This window comes from Paraburkholderia diazotrophica (assembly GCF_900108945.1).
Lineage (GTDB): Bacteria > Pseudomonadota > Gammaproteobacteria > Burkholderiales > Burkholderiaceae > Paraburkholderia > Paraburkholderia diazotrophica.
In genome coordinates this window covers 95,124-113,494 of record NZ_FNYE01000010.1, presented here as the reverse complement: position 1 = coordinate 113,494, position 18,371 = coordinate 95,124, and the positions used below count along the sequence as shown (strand labels likewise).

Annotated in this window: 17 protein-coding genes; 16 read left to right on the top strand and 1 reads right to left on the bottom strand. The window is 63.7% G+C overall.

The genetic code is table 11. The features are described from left to right. The first annotated feature begins 45 nt into the window (after positions 1-45). The 16 genes from BMW76_RS15250 to BMW76_RS15170 all read left to right on the top strand — a co-directional run bounded on the left by BMW76_RS15250 (position 46) and on the right by BMW76_RS15170 (position 17,294). Positions 46-894, top strand: coding sequence for an N-formylglutamate amidohydrolase (locus BMW76_RS15250; protein WP_090866327.1), 849 nt, complete (start codon positions 46-48; stop codon positions 892-894). 887 nt (positions 895-1,781) lie between these two features. Further along, on the top strand, positions 1,782-2,210 hold the full coding sequence (locus BMW76_RS15240; protein ID WP_090866321.1) for a hypothetical protein: 429 nt from the start codon (positions 1,782-1,784) through the stop codon (positions 2,208-2,210). 68 nt (positions 2,211-2,278) lie between these two features. Beyond that, positions 2,279-2,524 (top strand): hypothetical protein, encoded by a 246-nt coding sequence (locus tag BMW76_RS15235; protein ID WP_090866319.1) that lies wholly within the window; start codon positions 2,279-2,281, stop codon positions 2,522-2,524. Between the two features lie 95 nt (positions 2,525-2,619). Further along, positions 2,620-3,279, top strand: coding sequence for a two-component system response regulator NarL (gene narL / locus BMW76_RS15230; RefSeq protein WP_090866317.1), 660 nt, complete (start codon positions 2,620-2,622; stop codon positions 3,277-3,279). A 135-nt stretch (positions 3,280-3,414) separates the two neighbouring features. Next, positions 3,415-4,059, top strand: a complete 645-nt coding sequence (locus BMW76_RS15225) for a helix-turn-helix domain-containing protein (RefSeq protein WP_090866315.1) — start codon at positions 3,415-3,417, stop codon at positions 4,057-4,059. Positions 4,060-4,393: 334 nt separating this feature from the next. Then, positions 4,394-5,257 (top strand): formyltetrahydrofolate deformylase, encoded by an 864-nt coding sequence (purU, locus tag BMW76_RS15220; RefSeq protein WP_090866313.1) that lies wholly within the window; start codon positions 4,394-4,396, stop codon positions 5,255-5,257. A 122-nt stretch (positions 5,258-5,379) separates the two neighbouring features. Then, positions 5,380-6,567 carry an FAD-dependent oxidoreductase gene (locus BMW76_RS15215; protein WP_245763239.1) on the top strand — a complete coding sequence of 396 codons (1,188 nt, stop codon included), beginning with the start codon at positions 5,380-5,382 and terminating at the stop codon, positions 6,565-6,567. A gap of 14 nt (positions 6,568-6,581) precedes the next feature. Then, positions 6,582-6,839, top strand: a complete 258-nt coding sequence (locus tag BMW76_RS15210; RefSeq protein WP_090866308.1) for a sarcosine oxidase subunit delta — start codon at positions 6,582-6,584, stop codon at positions 6,837-6,839. Continuing rightward, entirely contained in the window at positions 6,840-9,806 is a 2,967-nt protein-coding gene (locus BMW76_RS15205; protein WP_245763238.1) for a glycine cleavage T C-terminal barrel domain-containing protein, read from the top strand. Continuing rightward, positions 9,803-10,477: a hypothetical protein gene (locus BMW76_RS15200; protein WP_090866306.1), complete on the top strand. Its 675-nt coding sequence runs from the start codon at positions 9,803-9,805 to the stop codon at positions 10,475-10,477. The genes BMW76_RS15205 and BMW76_RS15200 overlap by 4 nt, the downstream gene beginning before the upstream one ends. A gap of 80 nt (positions 10,478-10,557) precedes the next feature. After that, a complete protein-coding gene (gene glnT, locus BMW76_RS15195; protein ID WP_090866304.1) occupies positions 10,558-11,886 on the top strand; it encodes a type III glutamate--ammonia ligase in 1,329 nt (442 codons plus the stop codon). A gap of 50 nt (positions 11,887-11,936) precedes the next feature. Then, a complete protein-coding gene (locus BMW76_RS15190; protein ID WP_090866302.1) occupies positions 11,937-12,845 on the top strand; it encodes a class II glutamine amidotransferase domain-containing protein in 909 nt (302 codons plus the stop codon). Next, complete coding sequence (locus BMW76_RS15185) at positions 12,833-13,531, top strand: GltB/FmdC/FwdC-like GXGXG domain-containing protein (RefSeq protein WP_090866300.1); 699 nt, start codon at positions 12,833-12,835, stop codon at positions 13,529-13,531. Before BMW76_RS15190 ends, BMW76_RS15185 begins: the two co-directional genes overlap by 13 nt. 14 nt (positions 13,532-13,545) lie before the next feature. Then, positions 13,546-14,913: an FMN-binding glutamate synthase family protein gene (locus BMW76_RS15180; RefSeq protein WP_090866299.1), complete on the top strand. Its 1,368-nt coding sequence runs from the start codon at positions 13,546-13,548 to the stop codon at positions 14,911-14,913. Next, positions 14,910-15,809 carry a bifunctional methylenetetrahydrofolate dehydrogenase/methenyltetrahydrofolate cyclohydrolase FolD gene (folD, locus tag BMW76_RS15175; RefSeq protein WP_090866297.1) on the top strand — a complete coding sequence of 300 codons (900 nt, stop codon included), beginning with the start codon at positions 14,910-14,912 and terminating at the stop codon, positions 15,807-15,809. The genes BMW76_RS15180 and folD overlap by 4 nt, the downstream gene beginning before the upstream one ends. Positions 15,810-15,842: 33 nt before the next feature. Continuing rightward, on the top strand, positions 15,843-17,294 hold the full coding sequence (locus tag BMW76_RS15170; RefSeq protein WP_090866295.1) for a pyridoxal phosphate-dependent decarboxylase family protein: 1,452 nt from the start codon (positions 15,843-15,845) through the stop codon (positions 17,292-17,294). Positions 17,295-17,352: 58 nt separating this feature from the next. Here BMW76_RS15170 and BMW76_RS15165 read toward each other — a convergent pair whose 3' ends face one another. Further along, positions 17,353-18,333, bottom strand: coding sequence for an HpcH/HpaI aldolase/citrate lyase family protein (locus tag BMW76_RS15165; protein WP_090866293.1), 981 nt, complete (start codon positions 18,331-18,333; stop codon positions 17,353-17,355). Between the last annotated feature and the right edge of the window lie 38 nt (positions 18,334-18,371).

The window sequence follows — 18,371 nt, the reverse complement described above, 5'->3', positions numbered from 1 at the left end:
TGCCACCGTCCTGAGTTCTCCGACTTCACGCACGAGGGTAAGCAAATGCATGGCCTCGCTTACGAGCATCTATTGCGTACCGACTCGCCGGTACTGATGGCCACCCCTCATACGGGTTCCATCGTACCCGCTGAACTGCTTGAATATCCCGCGTGGGTTTCCGTCAATGGGCGACTCGCCGATCCTGCCGGCGTGCAGCTTCAAAGGGCAGCTAAATCGAACGCTGTATCTTGCATCTCGGCCGTGTATCATCCATGCGCTATCGACCTCAACGTTGCGAGCGACGTCGGTCAACTGCCGAAGTCCCTTGTCTACGGGTCGCTGTGCCGGACGCAAACCTCAAGCGGCGAAGCGCTGTATCCGCCCGGTTCCGAGCCCACGGAAGCTGAAGTCGGCCGCCGTGTCTCCGCTTACTGGCGGCCATTTCATACCGCGCTCATTGCTGAACTTCTACGATTGAGGCGCATGCACGACAACGTCCTGCTGCTCGTATCGCATGCGAGTGCATGGCTCTCTCCCTATCGTGACTCGCCCGCTGTGTCTGACTGCAATGTCGGGACGAACGGCGGGCGCTCGTGTGACAGGCGACTCGTTTCTGCGTTGACCAGAACAGTCGAGGCTCATCGCCGTTCGTGGGTGGTGAACGGCAACATCGCGGATGCATTCGCTGCTCAACGCTATGGCTTGCCAGCCAGCGGAATTCACGTGATAGAAGTCGAGATTGCCGCTCGATGGAGGGCTGAACTGAATTCGACGGATGGATCGCGCATGCGACGCGAAGATCCGGCAATGGGCAGCCTCATCGCGAATCTACAGGACGCGATGTCATCTTTGCCTCGTGCAGACTGTCTTTCGGATGCGGCTTTCGTGTCCCCCGAAGAAGCAGGCCAGTAACACCCGAAAGCAGCACACAAAAAAATGACCTCGACTTCCTGAACAAGTCGAGGCCTCAAACATCGCCACCCTGACCGACCGTTGCGGAGACAGCCCATCTCCAACGGCAGATGACGATGACCCTCGGATACCCATTAAGCCGCCGGCGTTCGCAAGTTCGTCGCCTTGACGCAAACGTCACAGCCTGCGTACCAATCCATGACGCGTACCAGCACCTGAAATCGTGCCAAGTGCGATCGCGTTCTTCCCTATCGCATTCGTTTCGTCGCGGCATCCCGCCGTTGCCGGCTCCGCTCGACAGCCTGCCTTGCAATGGATTTCATCGCGTCCATGCCCAGCGACTTTGCAACAGTCCACGCGTAAGCATGGTGCCGTTCCGTAAGCGGTGCTGCCAGATCTCTCGCGTCCATATACCGGAGCAGAGCGATTTTTCTATGCCCGCATTGGATGCTGTGGTCGTATAGCGCCAGCGCAGCCAGAGCGTCGCATTCCGTCCCGACATCCTCGACGAGATTTCGCGTGTCAGATCGTTTCATTTGGAACCGTACCGGGCCGAGCAGAGATAGGTGCTTCGTCGGCTCACAGTGTCAGTTTCAGGCAAGCGCGTGGCAACCCCCATGTGGAGATACCGCCAGGTGGGTAGCAGATGATCTGATCGCGGCGGTCCTCCTCCATGAATGGATGCCCCGCGCGGCCGCAGTGTCCGGCGAGTTGACCGAACACGAGCAGCACGACCTGTCGTTGGTCCCGCGCAATCCGTCTGGCTTTCCTCCATTGATCGAACCGGATACCCACGGAGGGGGAGCCCCCTCTGGCGGATTGCAAGGCGCTGTCGACGGGCCATACTACAGACACGAATCATCGAAACCTTGCAGCGGAGCAGCATCATGGAAAGCCGCAATTTTCTGACCCATCAGCAAATCTTCGACCGGGCAGTCGAGCATCTCTTCTGCCAGGGCCGTACCGCATTGCTGCCGCACGGCGGCGGTGCCTATCGCGGCTATTGTGGAGGATGTCCCGTCGGCAGCTTCATCAAGCCTCGCGATTACATGACGGCGATGGAAGGGGTGCCCGTCCGCTATATCGGCGAACAGTCGCCCGACGCGAGACCCGCATACATGGACGTCGGCGTCGCGGCGCTCAGGAAGGCACTGCTGCGTGCCCACATCAATGTCTACGATCCCACGACGATCGAATTGCTCAGTTGTCTGCAGAACGTGCACGATGTGTTCGGCAAATGGGAATGGCACGAGCGGCTTCAGTCGATCGCGCGCCAGTTTGGTCTCTCGGTCGACCTGCTGAAGATGGCGGCCTGATCGCGCCGCACAGGATGCATCGGGCGAGAAGAAAATAGCAATCATGAACGGGCGATAGGGCGGAGATCATGAACACCCATCAACACTCTTTACGTAACCTCGTCGAGAAATGGCTGTCGCCGACGCCGGCAACACCCGTTCGCGTGACCCGCTTCAGCCGCACACGAGATGGCAACCGCCGATATGTCTGTATCGAGGTCGCGCGCCCGGCATGCTCTGTGGCCATTGTTTTCTTCCGGCATGACGACGGTGCCTGGCGCGTGTTTCCGCCTCGCCGCGAATATCCCGTGATGACTTATCCGCAAGCTGCGTGACGCGTTGCATCAACGCGTTTGACCTATGATGAAATTGTCGGTATCGGCGCGGTATTTGCAGCATCTGGGGCCGATTCAGGTATGAGGAATAGAACGTGGAGCCTGTCAACACCGTACTGCTGATCGACGATCATGCGCTGTTTCGCAAGGGAGTCGCGCAGCTGATTCAGATGAACCCGGCGTTTCGCGTGGTTGGCGAGGCATCGTCGGGGCGCGTGGGCGTCGATCTGGCCGTTCGGCTCAAGCCCGACGTCGTTCTGATCGATCTCAACATGCCGGAAATGAGCGGAATCGAGACGCTCGACATGATGCGGCAGCACGGCGTCGACGCCCGCTTCCTGATGTTGACGGTGTCGGACAACGAACGCGATGTCGTCGCCGCGTTGCGCGCGGGCGCGAGCGGTTATCTGCTCAAGGACATGGAGCCGGAAGAATTGTGCGTTAACTTGCAGAAGGCGCTGCAAGGCACGGCTGTACTCAGCGAGGCCGTAACGGGCAGGCTGTTTCATGCACTGTCGGCCGGGCAGCCTTTGCACGCCAACGAGTCAGGACTGTCGGCGCGCGAGCAGGAGGTGCTCGATTATCTCGTCGAAGGGCTATGCAACAAGGAGATTGCCCGCAAGCTCGATATCAGCGTGGGAACCGTCAAGGTGCACGTCAAGCACCTGCTGCATAAGCTCGATCTGCATTCGCGGGTTGAAGCCGTCGTATGGCATCACGAGCACCTCGCGCGGCGCAATCCGCCACACGCATGAACGGGCCTCGCTGAACCCATCTGCCGGCTAGTCCTCGTCATTGCCGTCCACTGGTACTATTCGCACTGCGGCCGCCCGAAGAGCGCGGTCGCAATCCGATTACCCATAGCCGATAGTCACGTGCAGAGCCGAGCGATGAAAAGCGAGTCAGCGTCCGATTTGCCCAGCAGCCAACTGGAAGATGTCGTCGACGGAAGGTCGATCGAGTCTTTCCTGGGCAAGGTCGTCAAGGAGCACCGTACGAACCAGGGGCTGACGATTGCCGACCTTGCGGAGCAAAGCGGTCTGTCGCGCAGCATGGTGTCGAAGATCGAAAATGGACAGGTATCGACCAGCCTCGATTCGATCGTCAGCCTTGCGCGCGCGTTGGGCATTTCGATTTCCGCCCTGTTCAAGAACTTCGAGCATCGCGAGGGCAATGCGCAGCATGTGAAAGCCGGCAAAGGCATGGAGGTCGTGCGGCGCGGGACCACGAAGGGACACACCTATCATCTGCTCGCCTATGACCAGGGGCCCGTCAAGCTGTTCGAGCCGTTCCTCATCACGATGGACGATGAAGCCGAGGTGTTTCCGACCTTCGAGCATCCCGGCACTGAGTTCATCTATATGCTGCAAGGCAAAATGGAATATCGCCACGGCAATCGCAGCTATCTGCTGCAGCCGGGCGACGCGCTGACCTTTCGCGGCTCGGTCGCGCACGGACCCGAGCGCCTGATCAAGCTGCCGATCCGCTTCATCACGGTGATCATGTACGGCCAGTCGCCGGAACTGGACACCTGAGCCTGCATTTCCCCGTCTGATCCGCGCTGACGACAACTGCTCGCACGTTCGCGCGCGAGCCGCTTGCAGCCGTCCCATCGGGACGGAGGTCCGCGTTATCCCATATCGTTTTGTGCGCGCTATTTTTAATTCGGAATGCAAAGCGTATTTGGAAAAAATAGACGGTCATCCGCCGTCCATCCGGTGATAGGCGCCGCGCAGTACCCCCGGTGAGGTAGAAAAGAAGTACGGGTGTTTCCTGACAGGAAAAAAAGTTGATTGTCGTTGACACTTGAATTTCGCCTGGCTACTGTTGTGCTCAATGGTTCCTCTTCGAATCGACGACGCACACACCATGTCCACCAATACGCACCGTTTCACGCTGACGCTTTCCTGCCCCGATCGCATCGGCATCGTGTCTGCCGTAAGCACGTTCCTTGCCGAGCATCGCGGGTGGATCGTCGAGGCCACCCATCACGCCGACGAGATCGAGCAGCGCTTTTTCATGCGTCACGAGATTGCCGCCGAGTCGCTGCCATTCGGTATCGGCGGCTTTCGCGAGCGCTTTGCCCACATCGCGAAAGAGTTCGAGATGGACTGGAAGGTCTCGGACAACTCCGTGAAGAAGCGGGTCGTGATCCTCGTGTCGAAGCTGGAGCACTGTCTGTACGACCTGTTCGCGCGCTGGAAAGCGGGCGAGCTCGACATCGAGATTCCGTGCGTGATCTCGAACCACGAAACATGGCGCAGCTTCGTCGAGTGGCACGGCATTCCGTTTCATTGCGTGCCCGTCACGCCCGACAACAAGTCCCGGGCGTATGACGAAGTGCAGCGTCTGTTCGAGGACGCGCGCGCCGACACGATGGTGCTCGCGCGCTACATGCAGGTTCTTTCGCCGAAGCTGTGCGCCGCCTATCCGGGGCGAATCATCAACATCCATCATTCGTTCCTGCCGAGCTTCGTCGGCGCGAAGCCTTATCACCAGGCGTATAGCCGCGGCGTGAAGCTGACGGGTGCCACCTGCCACTACGTGACGGAAGAGCTGGACCAGGGGCCGATCATCGAGCAGGACGTGATTCGCGTGCGTCACTCGGACAGGCCGGATGATCTCGTGCGCCTTGGCCGGGACATCGAGAAAGCCGTATTGGCGCGAGGCTTGCGTTATCACCTCGAGGATCGCGTGCTGATCCACGGCAACAAGACCATCGTGCTGCGGTAGCCGCACAGTTTCCTTCAAACGTACAGGTCGCAGAGCCGCCCCGGTGGGGCAGCACAAAGGAGCGTTTTATGCCATGGCGTCTCGTCCGCTTCGCTCTCTCGAAGAAACATCCGGAACCGAGGATGTTCACGAGACACGACACTTTGCGTCGTTCATATGACGTTGTGATCATCGGCGCGGGCGGCCACGGTCTCGCGTCTGCGTACTATCTCGCGAAGGAGCACGGCATCACGAATGTGGCCGTGCTCGAGAAGGGGTATATCGGAGGAGGTAATACCGGGCGTAACACCACGATCATCCGCTCGAACTATCTGACGCCCGAAGGCGTGAAGTTCTACGACGAGTCGGTGAAGCTGTGGCAAGACCTGTCGCAGGACTTCGATCTCAATCTTTTCTATTCGACGCGCGGCCACTACACGCTCGCCCATACCGATTCGGCGATGCGCACGATGCGTTGGCGCGCCGAGGTCAACAAGCACTACGGGGTGGACTCGGAAGTCGTGGGTCCGAACGAGGTGAGGAAGGCCGCGCCGATGATCGATATCTCGTGCGGCGGCGTCGCGCCCATCCTGGGCGCGCTGTATCACGCGCCGGGCGCCGTCGCGCGGCACGATGCCGTCGCCTGGGGCTACGGGCGCGGTGCGGACCAGCGCGGCGTCGAGATCCACCAGCAGACCGAGGTGCTCGGCATCGACGTGGCAGGCGGCAAGGTCAAGGGCGTGAAGACCTCGCGCGGCTATATCTCGACGAACAAGGTGCTGTGCGCGGTGGCGGGTTCGACGCCGCGCGTGACGGACATGGTCGGTATCCGCACGCCGATCTTCATCCATCCGCTGCAGGCGATGGTGAGCGAGCCGCTCAAGCCATGGCTCGATCCCATTCTCGTGTCGGGCAGCCTGCACGTGTACATCAGCCAGTCGGCGCGAGGCGAGCTCGTGATGGGCGCGTCGCTCGATCCGTACGAATTGCACTCGACCCGCTCCACGCTCGACTTCGTCGAAGGGCTCACGGCGCACATGCTGGAGATGTTCCCGTTCCTGTCGCAGGCGAAGGTGATGCGTCAATGGGCCGGCATGGCCGACATGACGCCCGACTTCGCGCCCATCATGGGCAAGACACCCGTCGAAGGCTTCTATCTGGACGCGGGCTGGGGCACCTGGGGCTTCAAGGCGACGCCCGTGTGCGGCAAGACGATGTCACACACCGTCGCGAACGATGCCACCCATCCGCTGATCGAGGGCTTCTCGCTCGACCGGTTCCGCCGCTTCTCGCTGACGGGCGAAAAAGGCGCGGCCTCCGTTGGCCACTGACCTGGAGATTGACGATGAAGATCATGACCTGTCCGGTGAATGGCGCGCGCCCAGTGTCGGAATTCGCGTACTGGGGCGAGCTTCGCCCGATGCCCGACCCGATGGACGCGAGCGACGCGCAATGGGCCGACTACGTGTTCTGCCGCAACGGCGCACCGGGCGTAAAGCGCGAATGGTGGTGCCACACGCCGAGCAACACATGGTTCATCGCCGAGCGCGACACGGCGAAAGATCTCGTGCTGCGCACGTGGCTTGCCGGCGAGGAGGCCTGAATGATGCGTCTGACACCTCACCGCGGCGAATGGATCGAGCGCAACACGCGCGTCGATTTCTCGTACGAAGGCAAGCACTACAGCGGCCTCGTCGGCGACACGATCACGAGCGCATTGTGGGCTTCGGGCGTGCATGTGCTTGGCCGCAGCTTCAAGTATCACCGGCCGCGCGGCGTGCTCTCGCTCGCCAATCACGATGTCAACGTGATGCTTCAGGACGGCGCACGGCTGAACGTGCGTGCCGACGTAACGGCGCTGACGCCCGGCGGCAACTGGCATTCCGTCAACACGTTCGGCGGCGTGGAGGCCGATCGCGGACGGCTCGTCGGCAAGCTCGCCGCGTTCCTGCCCGTCGGCTTCTACTACAAGGCGTTTCATAGCAAGCGCTGGTTCCCGCGCTGGGAGCGCATGTTCCGCGCGATGACGGGCCTCGGGACAGTCGACTTCAACGCGCCGCATATCCGCACGCCGAAGCGCTATGGCTTTTGCGACGTGCTGGTGATCGGCGCCGGGCCATCGGGTCTGTCGGCGGCGCTCGCGGCGGCCGAGGAAGGCGCGGACGTGGTCATCGTCGACGAGAATGCGCGCATTGGCGGCAGCGGCGGCTATCAGCTGGGCGGCGACGACGGGCGCTTCGACACGGTCCGCGCGTTGCAGGCGTCCGTGCTCGGCCATCCGCGCATCCGCGTGATGACGGGCACGCTCGCAGCCGCGTATTACGCCGACCTGTGGGTGCCGCTCGTCGATGCGACGCGTATCACGAAGATGCGCGCGAAAGCGGTGATCGTCGCAAGCGGCGCGTTCGAGCAGCCCGCCGTGTTCCGCAACAACGACGTGCCCGGCGTGATGCTGGCCTCGGCGGCGCAGCGGCTCGTCTATCGTTATGCCGTCGCGCCCGGCAAGCGGGCCGTGGTGCTGACGGCGAACGCCGACGGCTATCGCGCGGCGCTCGACATGCACGCGCGGGGCATCGAAGTGATTGCCGTGGTGGACCTGCGCGCATCGCATGCAAGCGAAGATCTCGAACGCGATCTGCGCGCGAAGGGCGTCGACGTACTCGCATCGAGCTGCGTCGTCGAGGCCGTCGCCGACGGGTCGGGCTCACGTCTGACGGGTGTGCGCGTCGGCGCATTCTCGACGCAAAGCGGCTTGCGCTATTCGACGGCGACGACGCGTCTGATCGAATGCGACACGTTGCTGATGAGCGTCGGCTGGGCGCCCGCTGCGAATCTGCTGTATCAGGCAGGCACGAAGATGCAGTTCGACCGCGCTGTCGAGCAGTTCGTGCCGGAGCAATTGCCGCCCGGCGTGTTCGCATGCGGTCGCGTCAACGGCGTGTACACACTCGACAGCAAGCTGCGTGACGGCGCGCGCGCGGGCATGCAGGCCGCGGCGCACTGCGGCTTCGGCGAAGGCAACACGGGCGCTGCGCCGGCGCGTCTTGCCGAACGCGAGTCGCCGTCGCATCCGTGGCCGATCGTGGGTCACACATCCGGCAAGAACTTCGTCGACTTCGACGAAGACCTGCAACTGAAAGACTTCGAAAATGCCGTGCAGGAAGGCTTCGACAACATCGAGCTGCTGAAGCGCTTCTCGACCAACGGCATGGGGCCGAGCCAGGGCAAGCATTCGAACATGAATGGCCTTCGCATCCTCGCGCGGCTGACAGGGAAAGAGCCACAGGAGGTCGGCACGACGACGGCGCGGCCGTTCTTCCATCCCGTGCCGATGTCGCATCTTGCCGGACGCGGCTTCAATCCGGAGCGGCGCACGCCGCTGCACGCGCAGCATCAGTTGCTGGGCGCAGTGTGGATGCCGGCGGGCGTCTGGCAGCGGCCGGAGTACTACGCGGTCGCGGGCAAGGATCGCGCGACCTGCATCGAAGAAGAGGCGCTCGCCGTGCGCAACGGCGTGGGCATCATCGATGTGGGCACGCTCGGCAAGATCGAAGTGCGCGGACCGCAGGCCGCCGAGTTTCTCGAGCGCGTGTACGTGTCGAAGTATGCGGGCCTGAAGCCTGGCATGACTCGTTATGCGGTGATGTGCGACGAGTCCGGTGTCGTGATCGACGACGGCGTGATTGCGCGCCTCGCCGACGACCACTTCTATTTCACGACCACGACGTCGGGCGCGGCTGGCATCTATCGCGAGCTGTCGCGCCTGAACACGATCTGGCAGCTCGACTGCGGCATCGTCAACGTGACGGGCGCGTTTGCGGCGGTGAACCTCGCGGGGCCTTTCTCGCGAGCGGTGCTCGGCAAGCTCGTCGATCTCGATCTGTCGCCGGCGGCGTTCCCGTACCTCGGCGTGCGCGTGACGGGCGTCGCAATCGGCCAGAACCGCGTGCCGGCGCGTCTGATGCGAGTGGGCTTCGTCGGCGAATGGGGCTACGAAATTCATATTCCCGCCGAGTACGGCGCGGCGCTCTGGCGCACGCTGCTCGAAGCGGGCAAGGAACACGGCATCCGCGCGTTCGGCGTCGAAGCGCAACGTCTGCTGCGGCTCGAGAAGGGACACGTGATCGTGAGCCAGGACACCGACGGTCTGACGACGCCGCGCGACGCCGGCATGGAATGGGCCGTGAAGATGGACAAGCCGTTCTTCGTCGGCAAGCGCAGCTTGCAGATTATCGACAGGTTGCCGGCCAAACAGCGTCTGGTGGGCTTCGCGCTCGATGCGGGCGCACGCGATACCGGTCTCCGCGAGTGCCATCTCGTGATCGATCGCGGCGAGATCGCGGGGCGTGTCACGAGCGTCGCGTGGAGCGCGACGCTGCAAAAGACGATCGGCCTTGCGTTCGTGCGTCCCGCGCAGGCCGAGCCCGGCACGCGCATCGCCTTCCGTTTGAGCGATGGCCGGATGGTGCCCGCCACCGTCGTGCCGACACCGTTCTATGACCCTGAGAGCGAGCGTCAGAAAGACGCCGTAACGACAAAGCCGGCTGCGCCGAGGAAGGAGACAGCATGAACGCGCCACTTCGGATGAGTCCCGTGTGCGACGCATGGAAGGCGCCGCGTCTGCGATCGGGTGTGCGGGAGAACATGCGCGTCGAGGAACAGGTCGATGCCGCCGATAGCACGCGCGCGGCAACGCTCGGCATCGCCGATGTGTCGTGGCTGGCGCGAGCCGGCTTCAAGGGCAAGGGCGCGGCGGCATGGCTCGAGGCCCAGGGCATTCCCGTGCCGGAGCAGCCGAACAGCTGGGCTCCCGTCGCTGGCGGCGGTGTCGTGTTGCGGCTCGGCATGTCCGAGTACCTGATCGAAGACGGCCTCACGCAAGGCAGTTCCGCGAAGATGGCGCACCTCGACACGCCCGTGCACGTGTATCCCGTGCTTCATCAGGATGTCGCGCTCGTGCTGTGCGGCGACGCCGTAAGCGAGCTGTTGCTGCAAACCTGCAATGTCAATTTCGGCGCGCTCGATCTGGCAGCCCGGCCAGTCGTGCTGACTTCGATGGCGGGTGTCGCCGTCACCGTCATGCCGGGCGCCCGGGCGGGCAGGCCTTACTACCGGATCTGGGCCGACGGCACATACGGTCTGTATCTGTGGGAAACCCTCTCGGGCATCGCTGCCGAGCTGGGCGGCGGCCCTGTCGGGGTCGATGCCGTCACGGACATCGATCAGTCGTCCGTCCGGTAGCAAGCAAGTAGTCGACGCGGGCGCGAAGACGGGCCGGCGTTTTTCGAAACCATGGACTTATCACGTTTGAGGACATTCACATGACCCCCGAAGACGCCCGAAAGTTTCTCGCAGACAACGAGGTGAAATACATCCTCGCGCAGTTCGTCGACATCCACGGAGTCGCGAAGACGAAATCCGTGCCTGCCGCCCACCTCGACAGCATTCTCACGGCCGGCGCCGGCTTTGCGGGCTTTGCTGTATGGGGGCTCGGCATCGATCCGCAGGGGCCTGACTTCATGGCCGTCGGCGACATCAATACGCTGCAGCTCGTGCCCTGGCAGCCAGGCTACGCGCGCATCGTCTGCGACGGGCATGTGAAGCGCGAGCCCTGGCCGTTCGAGAGCCGTGTGACGCTGAAAAAGCAGGTGCGACGCCTCGAAGACCGCGGCTGGATTCTGAACACGGGTCTCGAGCCGGAGTTCTCGCTGCTGCGCAAGGGCCCCGACGGGGCGATCGTGCCGTGCGACCACACCGATGCACTGCCCAAGCCCTGCTATGACTACAAGGGCCTGTCGCGTTCGCGCGAGTTCCTGGAGCGGCTGACGGACGCACTGATCAAGGCGGGCATCGACGTCTATCAGATCGATCACGAAGATGCGAACGGCCAGTTCGAGATCAACTACACGTACACCGATTGCCTCAAGTCCTGCGATCACTACGTGTTCTTCAAGATGGCGGCGGCGGAAATCGCGAACGAACTGGGCCTCATCTGCTCGTTCATGCCGAAGCCGTTCGCGAATCGTCCCGGCAACGGCATGCACATGCACATGTCGATTTCCGACGGCAAGAAGAACCTGTTCGCCGACGATCACGACGAGAACGGCCTCGGTCTCTCGAAGCTCGCGTACCACTGGACGGCAGGCATTCTCAAGCATGCGGGCGCGCTCACGGCGATCTGCGCGCCGACGGTGAATTCATACAAGCGCCTCGTCGTCGGGCGCTCGCTGACGGGCGCGACGTGGGCGCCCGCGTATGTGAGCTATGGCGACAACAACCGCTCGTCGATGGTGCGCATTCCTGGCGGGCGGATCGAACTCCGGCTGCCCGATGCAGCCTGCAACGCCTACCTCGCGACAGCCGCGGTGATCGCGGCAGGGCTCGATGGCGTCGAGAACCGCCTGGAGCCTGGCCAGCCGTGCAACGCGAACCTCTACGAGATGTCGCCTGAGCAGCTGAAGGAGAACGGCATCGGCATCCTGCCGCAGAACCTCCTGTCAGCGTTGCATGCGCTCGAACAGGACGAGTTGATGCAGGAAGCGCTCGGCCCGGCGGGCAGCGAGTTCCTGCGTCTGAAGCACATGGAGTGGATCGAGTACATGCGCCACGTGTCGGACTGGGAACAGAAGACCTACCTTGAATTTTTCTGACGAAGAATCCTAAACAGCTTGTCGCTTGAATTGAGCGCGAGGAGATAACGATGTGTGGAATTGTCGGACTACTCGTCAAGAAGCCTGAGATGCGCGAACGTCTCGGCGAATTGATGGTGCCCATGCTGCTGGGCATGACGGAGCGCGGGCCGGACTCCGCAGGGCTTGCGGTGTTCACGGAACCCGTCGCGGACGGCGTGCGCAAGATCAGCCTTTACTCGGGCCTGACGGAAGACGGCGCGGATTTCAACTGGCAAGGGCTCGTGCATGAACTGAACCAGCACCTTGGCGCGAAGGCGTCGGTGCAGGCCAGGGACAATCACGCCGTGTTGAGCGTGGCCGTCGATCCCGAGACGGTCAAGCACTGGATTCGCGAAACGCATCCGGGGCTGCATGTGCTGTCGACGGGCCGCATGATCGATCTGTACAAGGACACGGGCACGCCGGGCCAGGTCGCGGACCGTTACGCGTTCAGCGGTCTGACGGGCACGCATCTGGTCGGTCATACGCGGATGGCGACGGAATCCGCCGTGACACCCGATCGCGCGCATCCGTTCACGGCAGGCGAAGACTTCTGCCTCGTGCATAACGGTTCGCTGTCGAATCCGAACGGCGTGCGGCGCATGCTCGAACCGCAAGGCATCCGCTTCGACACGGACAACGATACGGAAGCCGCATGCCGCTTCCTCGAATACCGGCTGCGCGAAGGTGACGATCTGGAAGTCGCGTTGCAAAAGGGCTTCGAGCAACTCGACGGCTTCTACACGTTCCTGATGGGCACGCCCGACAAGCTCGCGCTGATCCGCGATCCGTTCGCCTGCAAGCCGGCCGTGGTCGCAGAGACTGACGACCTCGTCGCGATCGCTTCCGAGTTCCGCTCGCTCGCGCATCTGCCCGACATCAAGCATGCCCGCGTCTTTGAACCGGCTCCCGAGGAGATGTACGTATGGACAGTGTGAACTTCGACCTGGCGTCCGGCTCCGTGACGGACGTGAACGGATTCCTGCACCGCGAGGCTGCGAAAGCGGGCACGCGCAAGGTGCTGATTTCGAATCCCGACGGCGCGCACAACATCGCGGTGGGGCTCGATCTGCCCATCGAAATCGAGATCGACGGCCACGCGGGCTATTACGCCGCCGGCATGAACAAGGAAGCGAAGGTGACGATCTCGGGCAGCGCCAGTACGGGTGTGGCCGAGAACATGATGAGCGGCCGCGTGCACGTGAAGGGCTTCGCTTCGAACGCGGCGGGCGCATCGGCGCATGGCGGGCTGCTCGTCATCGAGGGCGATGCGGGCCTGCGCTGCGGCATTTCGCTCAAGGGCGCGGACATCGTCGTGAAGGGATCGGTCGGCAGCTTTTCGGCGTTCATGGCCCAGGCGGGCCGGATCGTGATCTGCGGCGACGCCGGCGACGCGCTCGGCGACTCGCTGTACGAAGCGGTGATCTACGTGCGGGGCAAGGTGAAGTCGCTGGGCGCCGACGCGCGCGAGGAGCCAATGCAGGCCGCCGATGTGGAAGCCGTTGCGCAATTGCTGCGCGCTGCGGGGCCTGCGTTCGCCGAGTTCGATCCGAAGGAATTCAGGCGCATCGCGTCAGCCCGCTCGCTGTATCACTGGAATGCCGACGCGAATCAGGAATATTGAACCGGGGACCTGCCATGGAAATCAAGCCCGTACATATGAAACACATCGCCACTGAAGAGTCCTGGGGCTTCGACCGCAAGACGATCGACTATATCCAGAACGCTGCGGCACACGGACTGTACGAGATCCGTGGCCTCGGTGCGAAGCGGCGCGTGCCGCACTTCGACGACCTGCTGTTTCTCGGCGCGTCGTTGTCGCGCTATCCGCTGGAGGGATACCGCGAGAAATGCGTGACGAAGACCGTGCTCGGCACGCGCTTCGCAAAGAAGCCAATCGAGCTCGCGATTCCCATCACTGTCGCGGGCATGAGCTTCGGCGCACTGTCGGCGAACGTGAAGGAGTCGCTCGGCCGTGCGGCCACGGAACTCGGCACGTCGACGACGACGGGCGACGGCGGCATGACGCCCGAGGAACGGCGCTCGTCGAAGACGCTCGTCTACCAGTGCCTGCCGTCGCGCTATGGCTTCAATCCCGACGACGTGCGCAAGGCCGACGCGATCGAGGTCGTGATCGGACAGGGCGCGAAGCCCGGCGGCGGCGGCATGCTGCTCGGCCAGAAGATTTCGCCGCGCGTGGCGAAGATGCGCACGCTGCCGGAAGGCATCGATCAGCGCTCGGCATCGCGTCATCCTGACTGGACGGGTCCGGACGATCTGCACATCAAGATTCTCGAGTTGCGCGAGTTGACCGACTGGCAGACGCCGATCTACGTGAAGGTGGGTGCGACCCGCACGTTCAACGACGTGAAGCTCGCGGTGCATGCGGGCGCGGATGTGATCGTCGTCGATGGGATGCAGGGCGGCACGGCCGCGACGCAGACCTGCTTCATCGAGAACGTCGGCATTCCGACGCTCGCCGCGCTGCGCCAGGCCGTCGACGCGCTCGAAGACCTCAACATGAAGGGACAGGTGCAACTGATCATCTCGGGCGGCATCCGCAGCGGGGCCGATGTCGCGAAGGCGCTGGCAATGGGTGCGGATGCCGTCGCGATCGGCCAGGGCGTGCTGGTGTCGCTCGGCTGCAATAGCTCGTCGTACATCGAGAACGGCCAGCACGTGTCCGCGCTCGACGACTACGCGAATCTCGGCACCGCGCCCGGCTTTTGCCACCACTGCCACACCGGCAAGTGCCCCGTCGGCATCACGACGCAGGACGCCGTGTTGCAGGAGCGTCTGAAACCCGAAGTCGGCGCGAAGCGTCTGAAGAACTATCTGAAGACGGTGAACATGGAGCTGACGACGATCGCGCGCGCGTGCGGCAAGCAGAACGTGCACCATCTGGAGCCGGAAGACCTTGTCGCGCTCACGGTCGAAGCGGCGGCGATGGCCCGTGTGCCGCTCGCCGGGACCAACTGGATTCCTGGCTTCAACGGCGCACGATGACAGCGCAACTGATCGATGGCCGGCACCTCGCGCGGCGTCTGCGCGCGCGCTTTCGCGAGCGCGTCGCGGCCCTGTCCGCGCGCGGCGTCGTGCCGGGTCTCGCCGTGGTGCTGGTCGGCGACAATCCCGCGTCAGAGCTCTACGTCGCAAACAAGGTGAGAGCCTGCGAGGATTGCGGCGTGCGCTCGTTCATGCACCGCTTTCATGCCGATTGCAGAGAGACGGAACTGCTCGACCGCATTGCCGCCCTCAACGTCGAGCGCGGCACGCATGGCATTCTCGTGCAACTGCCGTTGCCGCCGCAGATCAATGTGCGGCGCGTGCTGGAAAGCATCGTCGTCGACAAGGACGTCGACGGCTTTCATCTGTACAACGTCGGCGCGCTCGTCGTCGGCAATTCGATCTTTCCGCCTTGCACGCCGTATGGCGTCCAGCTTCTACTGGAGACGACGGGCATCGACGTGGCGGGAAAGAACGTCGTCGTGGTCGGCGCGAGCAATATCGTCGGCAAGCCGATGGCGCTGATGCTGCTGCAGAAGGAAGCAACCGTCACCATCTGCCACGTCAAGACGCGTGACCTCGCGCAGCACACGATACACGCCGACATTCTGGTCGTCGCAGCGGGCAAGCCCGGCCTCATCAAGGCGGAGATGGTCAAGGAAGGCGCGATCGTGATCGACGTGGGGATCAACCGGATGCCGGATGGGCGTATCGTCGGCGATGTGGACTTCGAGCCCGTGCGCGAGCGGGCTTCGTGGATCACGCCCGTGCCCGGCGGCGTCGGACCGATGACGGTTACGATGTTGATCGAAAACACCTTACGCTCGGCAGAGCGTTTTGCAGACGGGCAGGCGTTTCATCCGCCCCAGCCTTTCTGGCAGGTGCCGGCAGGTTAGGTTGGAGGCATTGACGATTGCAGGAGACCCCGGATGGCTGACGATACACGCAACGCACTCGAAACGGCCGCGAGACTCGCGCTCGCGTTCCATGACGCGCGCGCGTCGCGTCCGACGTGTCCCACAGCGAGCTTCGGCGAACTGAGCGCGGCGTTCGGCGGGCCGATGCCGGAAGAAGGCGAGCCCGCCGATGCCGTGATCGCACGGCTCGCGGCCATCGCGGAGCCAGGCTTGCTCGGCACGGCGGGGCCGCGCTTTTTCGGCTGGGTCGCGGGCGGTTCTCATCCCGCCGGCGTCGCGGCGGACTGGCTCACGAGCATCTGGGGGCAAAACGCCGCGACGGCGCATGGCGCGCCTGCCGCAGCCGTCGCGGAGCAGGTGGCCGCGTCGTGGCTCGTCGACGTGCTGGACCTGCCGCGCGAGTGCTCGGTCGGCTTCACCACGGGCGCGACGATGAGCAACTTCGTCTGCCTCGCGGCCGCACGCGATGCCGTGCTGCGGCGCGTCGGCTGGGACGTCGAAGCCGACGGACTATGCGGCGCGCCGCCCATCTCCGTGTACGTCGGCGAAGGCGTGCACGCGAGCGTGCTGGCCGCGCTGCGCTATCTGGGCATCGGCGAGCGGCGCGTGATCCAGGTCGCAGCCGACGAGGCGGGCCGGATGCAGGTATCCGCGTTGCGCGACGCGCTCGCGCAGCATTCGGGACCGCTCATCGTCATTGCCCAGGCGGGACACATGATGACGGGCGCGTTCGATCCCATCGGCGAAATCGCGGCGTGCGCGCATGAGCGAGCCGGATGGGTTCACGTCGATGCAGCGTTCGGGCTATGGGTCAGAGCGTGCCCTGAGCGCATGCATCTTGCCGCAGGCATCGAAGACGCCGACTCTTGGGCGGCCGACGCGCACAAGTGGCTGCAGGCCCCTTACGAAACGGGCTGCGCGTTCGTGCGCGACGCCGACGCACACCGACGCGCGATGTCGATTCGCGCGAGCTATCTGCCTGAAGCGGACGACGGCGTGCGCGACCCGGTCCACTACACGCCCGAGCTTTCGCGACGCGCGCGCGGCTTTGCGTTGTGGGCGCTGCTTCGTACGCTCGGCCGGCAAGGGATCGCGGCGATGATCGGACGACATTGCGCACTGGCGTGCCGCATCGCGCGGCGACTTGCTTTGGGACCGGGTGTCGCGCTGCTCAACGAGGTCGAGCTGAACCAGATGATCGTGCGCTTCGGCTCGGCGTACGACGACGCGCTCGCGGACGAACTGACGTTGCGCACGGTCGCGCGCATCCAGGCGCAGGGCGTTTGCGACGTGCGTGCGGCGCTTTGGCAGGGACGTGCCGTGATGCGCCTGTCGGTCATCTCGTGGGCCACGACGGAGCACGACGCGGATTGCGCCGCCGATGCGATTCTGTCGAGCTGGGATCAGGTGCATGGCGACTACCTGTGTCAGGAACGTGAGGCGATGGCGCTGGCTTTTGGCTGATGATGCGTTGATTGAACATTGCAAAGGGCGGCTCGCGGGCCGCCCTTTTTCACGACCCCTAGCGTTTGTTGTTGCCGATCGCGTCGGCCGTCGCGAGCAACGCCTCGGCCATGCGGATGCTTGCGGCGTCGATCAGCCGGCCGTCGAGCGACACTGCGCCTTTGCCTTCCTTCGCGGCTTGCGCCATCGCATCCATGATGCGGCGCGCCTTGGTGACTTCGGCTTCGGCGGGCGTGAACACGCGATTGGCGAGTTCGATCTGCGACGGATGGATCGCCCACTTGCCCTCGTAGCCCAGCACGGCTGCGCGGCGCGCGGCTGCATCGTAGCCGTCGGGATCGCTGAAGTCGCCGAATGGACCGTCGATGGGACGCAGCCCATAAGCGCGGCATGCGACCATCATGCGGGTCTGCGCGGCATGCCATTGATCGCCCCAGAAGTAATCGCGCTCGCCGCGCTCGTTTCTGTCGGTCAGCACGCCGTAGTCGCGATTCACGCCGCCGATCACCGTCGTGCGCGCGCGTGTCGATGCCGCATAGTCGGCGACGCCGAACGACATCGCCTCCAGCCGCCGGCTCGATTGCGCGATGCTCTCGACGTTCGCCATGCCGAGCGCCGTCTCGATCAGCACTTCGAAGCCGATGCGTCTGCTGCGTCCGCGCGCGGCTTCGATCTGCGTGACGAGCATGTCGACGGCGTAGACGTCCGCGGCCACGCCGACCTTCGGAATCAGGATCATGTCGAGACGCGGACACGCCTCGACGATATCGACCACGTCGCGATACATGTAGTGCGTATCGAGACCGTTGATGCGAACCATCATCGTCCTGGTTCCCCAGTCGATCTCGTTCAGCCCTTCGATGATGTTCTTGCGCGCCTGCTCCTTGTCGTCCGGCGCGACGGCATCTTCGCAATCGAGAAAGACGATGTCGGCAGCCGAGCGCGCGGCCTTTTCGAACATCGCAGTATTCGAGCCGGGGACGGCCAGCTCGGAACGATGCAGCCGCGCTTTGGCCGGCTCGATGACAGTGAAGCTCATGCGGGTTCTCCTGTAGGCAATCTATGGGTGGCGGGTAT

Excerpts from the sequence above, each read along its gene's own strand:
- BMW76_RS15225 (WP_090866315.1), top strand. The coding sequence starts at position 3,415 with ATGAAAAGCGAGTCAGCGTCCGATTTGCCCAGCAGCCAACTGGAAGAT.
- BMW76_RS15215 (WP_245763239.1), top strand. The coding sequence starts at position 5,380 with ATGTTCACGAGACACGACACTTTGCGTCGTTCATATGACGTTGTGATC.
- purU (WP_090866313.1), top strand. The coding sequence starts at position 4,394 with ATGTCCACCAATACGCACCGTTTCACGCTGACGCTTTCCTGCCCCGAT.
- BMW76_RS15235 (WP_090866319.1), top strand. The coding sequence starts at position 2,279 with ATGAACACCCATCAACACTCTTTACGTAACCTCGTCGAGAAATGGCTG.
- BMW76_RS15165 (WP_090866293.1), bottom strand. The coding sequence starts at position 18,333 with ATGAGCTTCACTGTCATCGAGCCGGCCAAAGCGCGGCTGCATCGTTCC.
- BMW76_RS15250 (WP_090866327.1), top strand. The coding sequence starts at position 46 with ATGCATGGCCTCGCTTACGAGCATCTATTGCGTACCGACTCGCCGGTA.
- glnT (WP_090866304.1), top strand. The coding sequence starts at position 10,558 with ATGACCCCCGAAGACGCCCGAAAGTTTCTCGCAGACAACGAGGTGAAA.
- BMW76_RS15180 (WP_090866299.1), top strand. The coding sequence starts at position 13,546 with ATGGAAATCAAGCCCGTACATATGAAACACATCGCCACTGAAGAGTCC.
- BMW76_RS15185 (WP_090866300.1), top strand. The coding sequence starts at position 12,833 with ATGGACAGTGTGAACTTCGACCTGGCGTCCGGCTCCGTGACGGACGTG.
- BMW76_RS15205 (WP_245763238.1), top strand. The coding sequence starts at position 6,840 with ATGATGCGTCTGACACCTCACCGCGGCGAATGGATCGAGCGCAACACG.
- folD (WP_090866297.1), top strand. The coding sequence starts at position 14,910 with ATGACAGCGCAACTGATCGATGGCCGGCACCTCGCGCGGCGTCTGCGC.
- BMW76_RS15240 (WP_090866321.1), top strand. The coding sequence starts at position 1,782 with ATGGAAAGCCGCAATTTTCTGACCCATCAGCAAATCTTCGACCGGGCA.
- BMW76_RS15210 (WP_090866308.1), top strand. The coding sequence starts at position 6,582 with ATGAAGATCATGACCTGTCCGGTGAATGGCGCGCGCCCAGTGTCGGAA.
- BMW76_RS15170 (WP_090866295.1), top strand. The coding sequence starts at position 15,843 with ATGGCTGACGATACACGCAACGCACTCGAAACGGCCGCGAGACTCGCG.
- BMW76_RS15200 (WP_090866306.1), top strand. The coding sequence starts at position 9,803 with ATGAACGCGCCACTTCGGATGAGTCCCGTGTGCGACGCATGGAAGGCG.
- BMW76_RS15190 (WP_090866302.1), top strand. The coding sequence starts at position 11,937 with ATGTGTGGAATTGTCGGACTACTCGTCAAGAAGCCTGAGATGCGCGAA.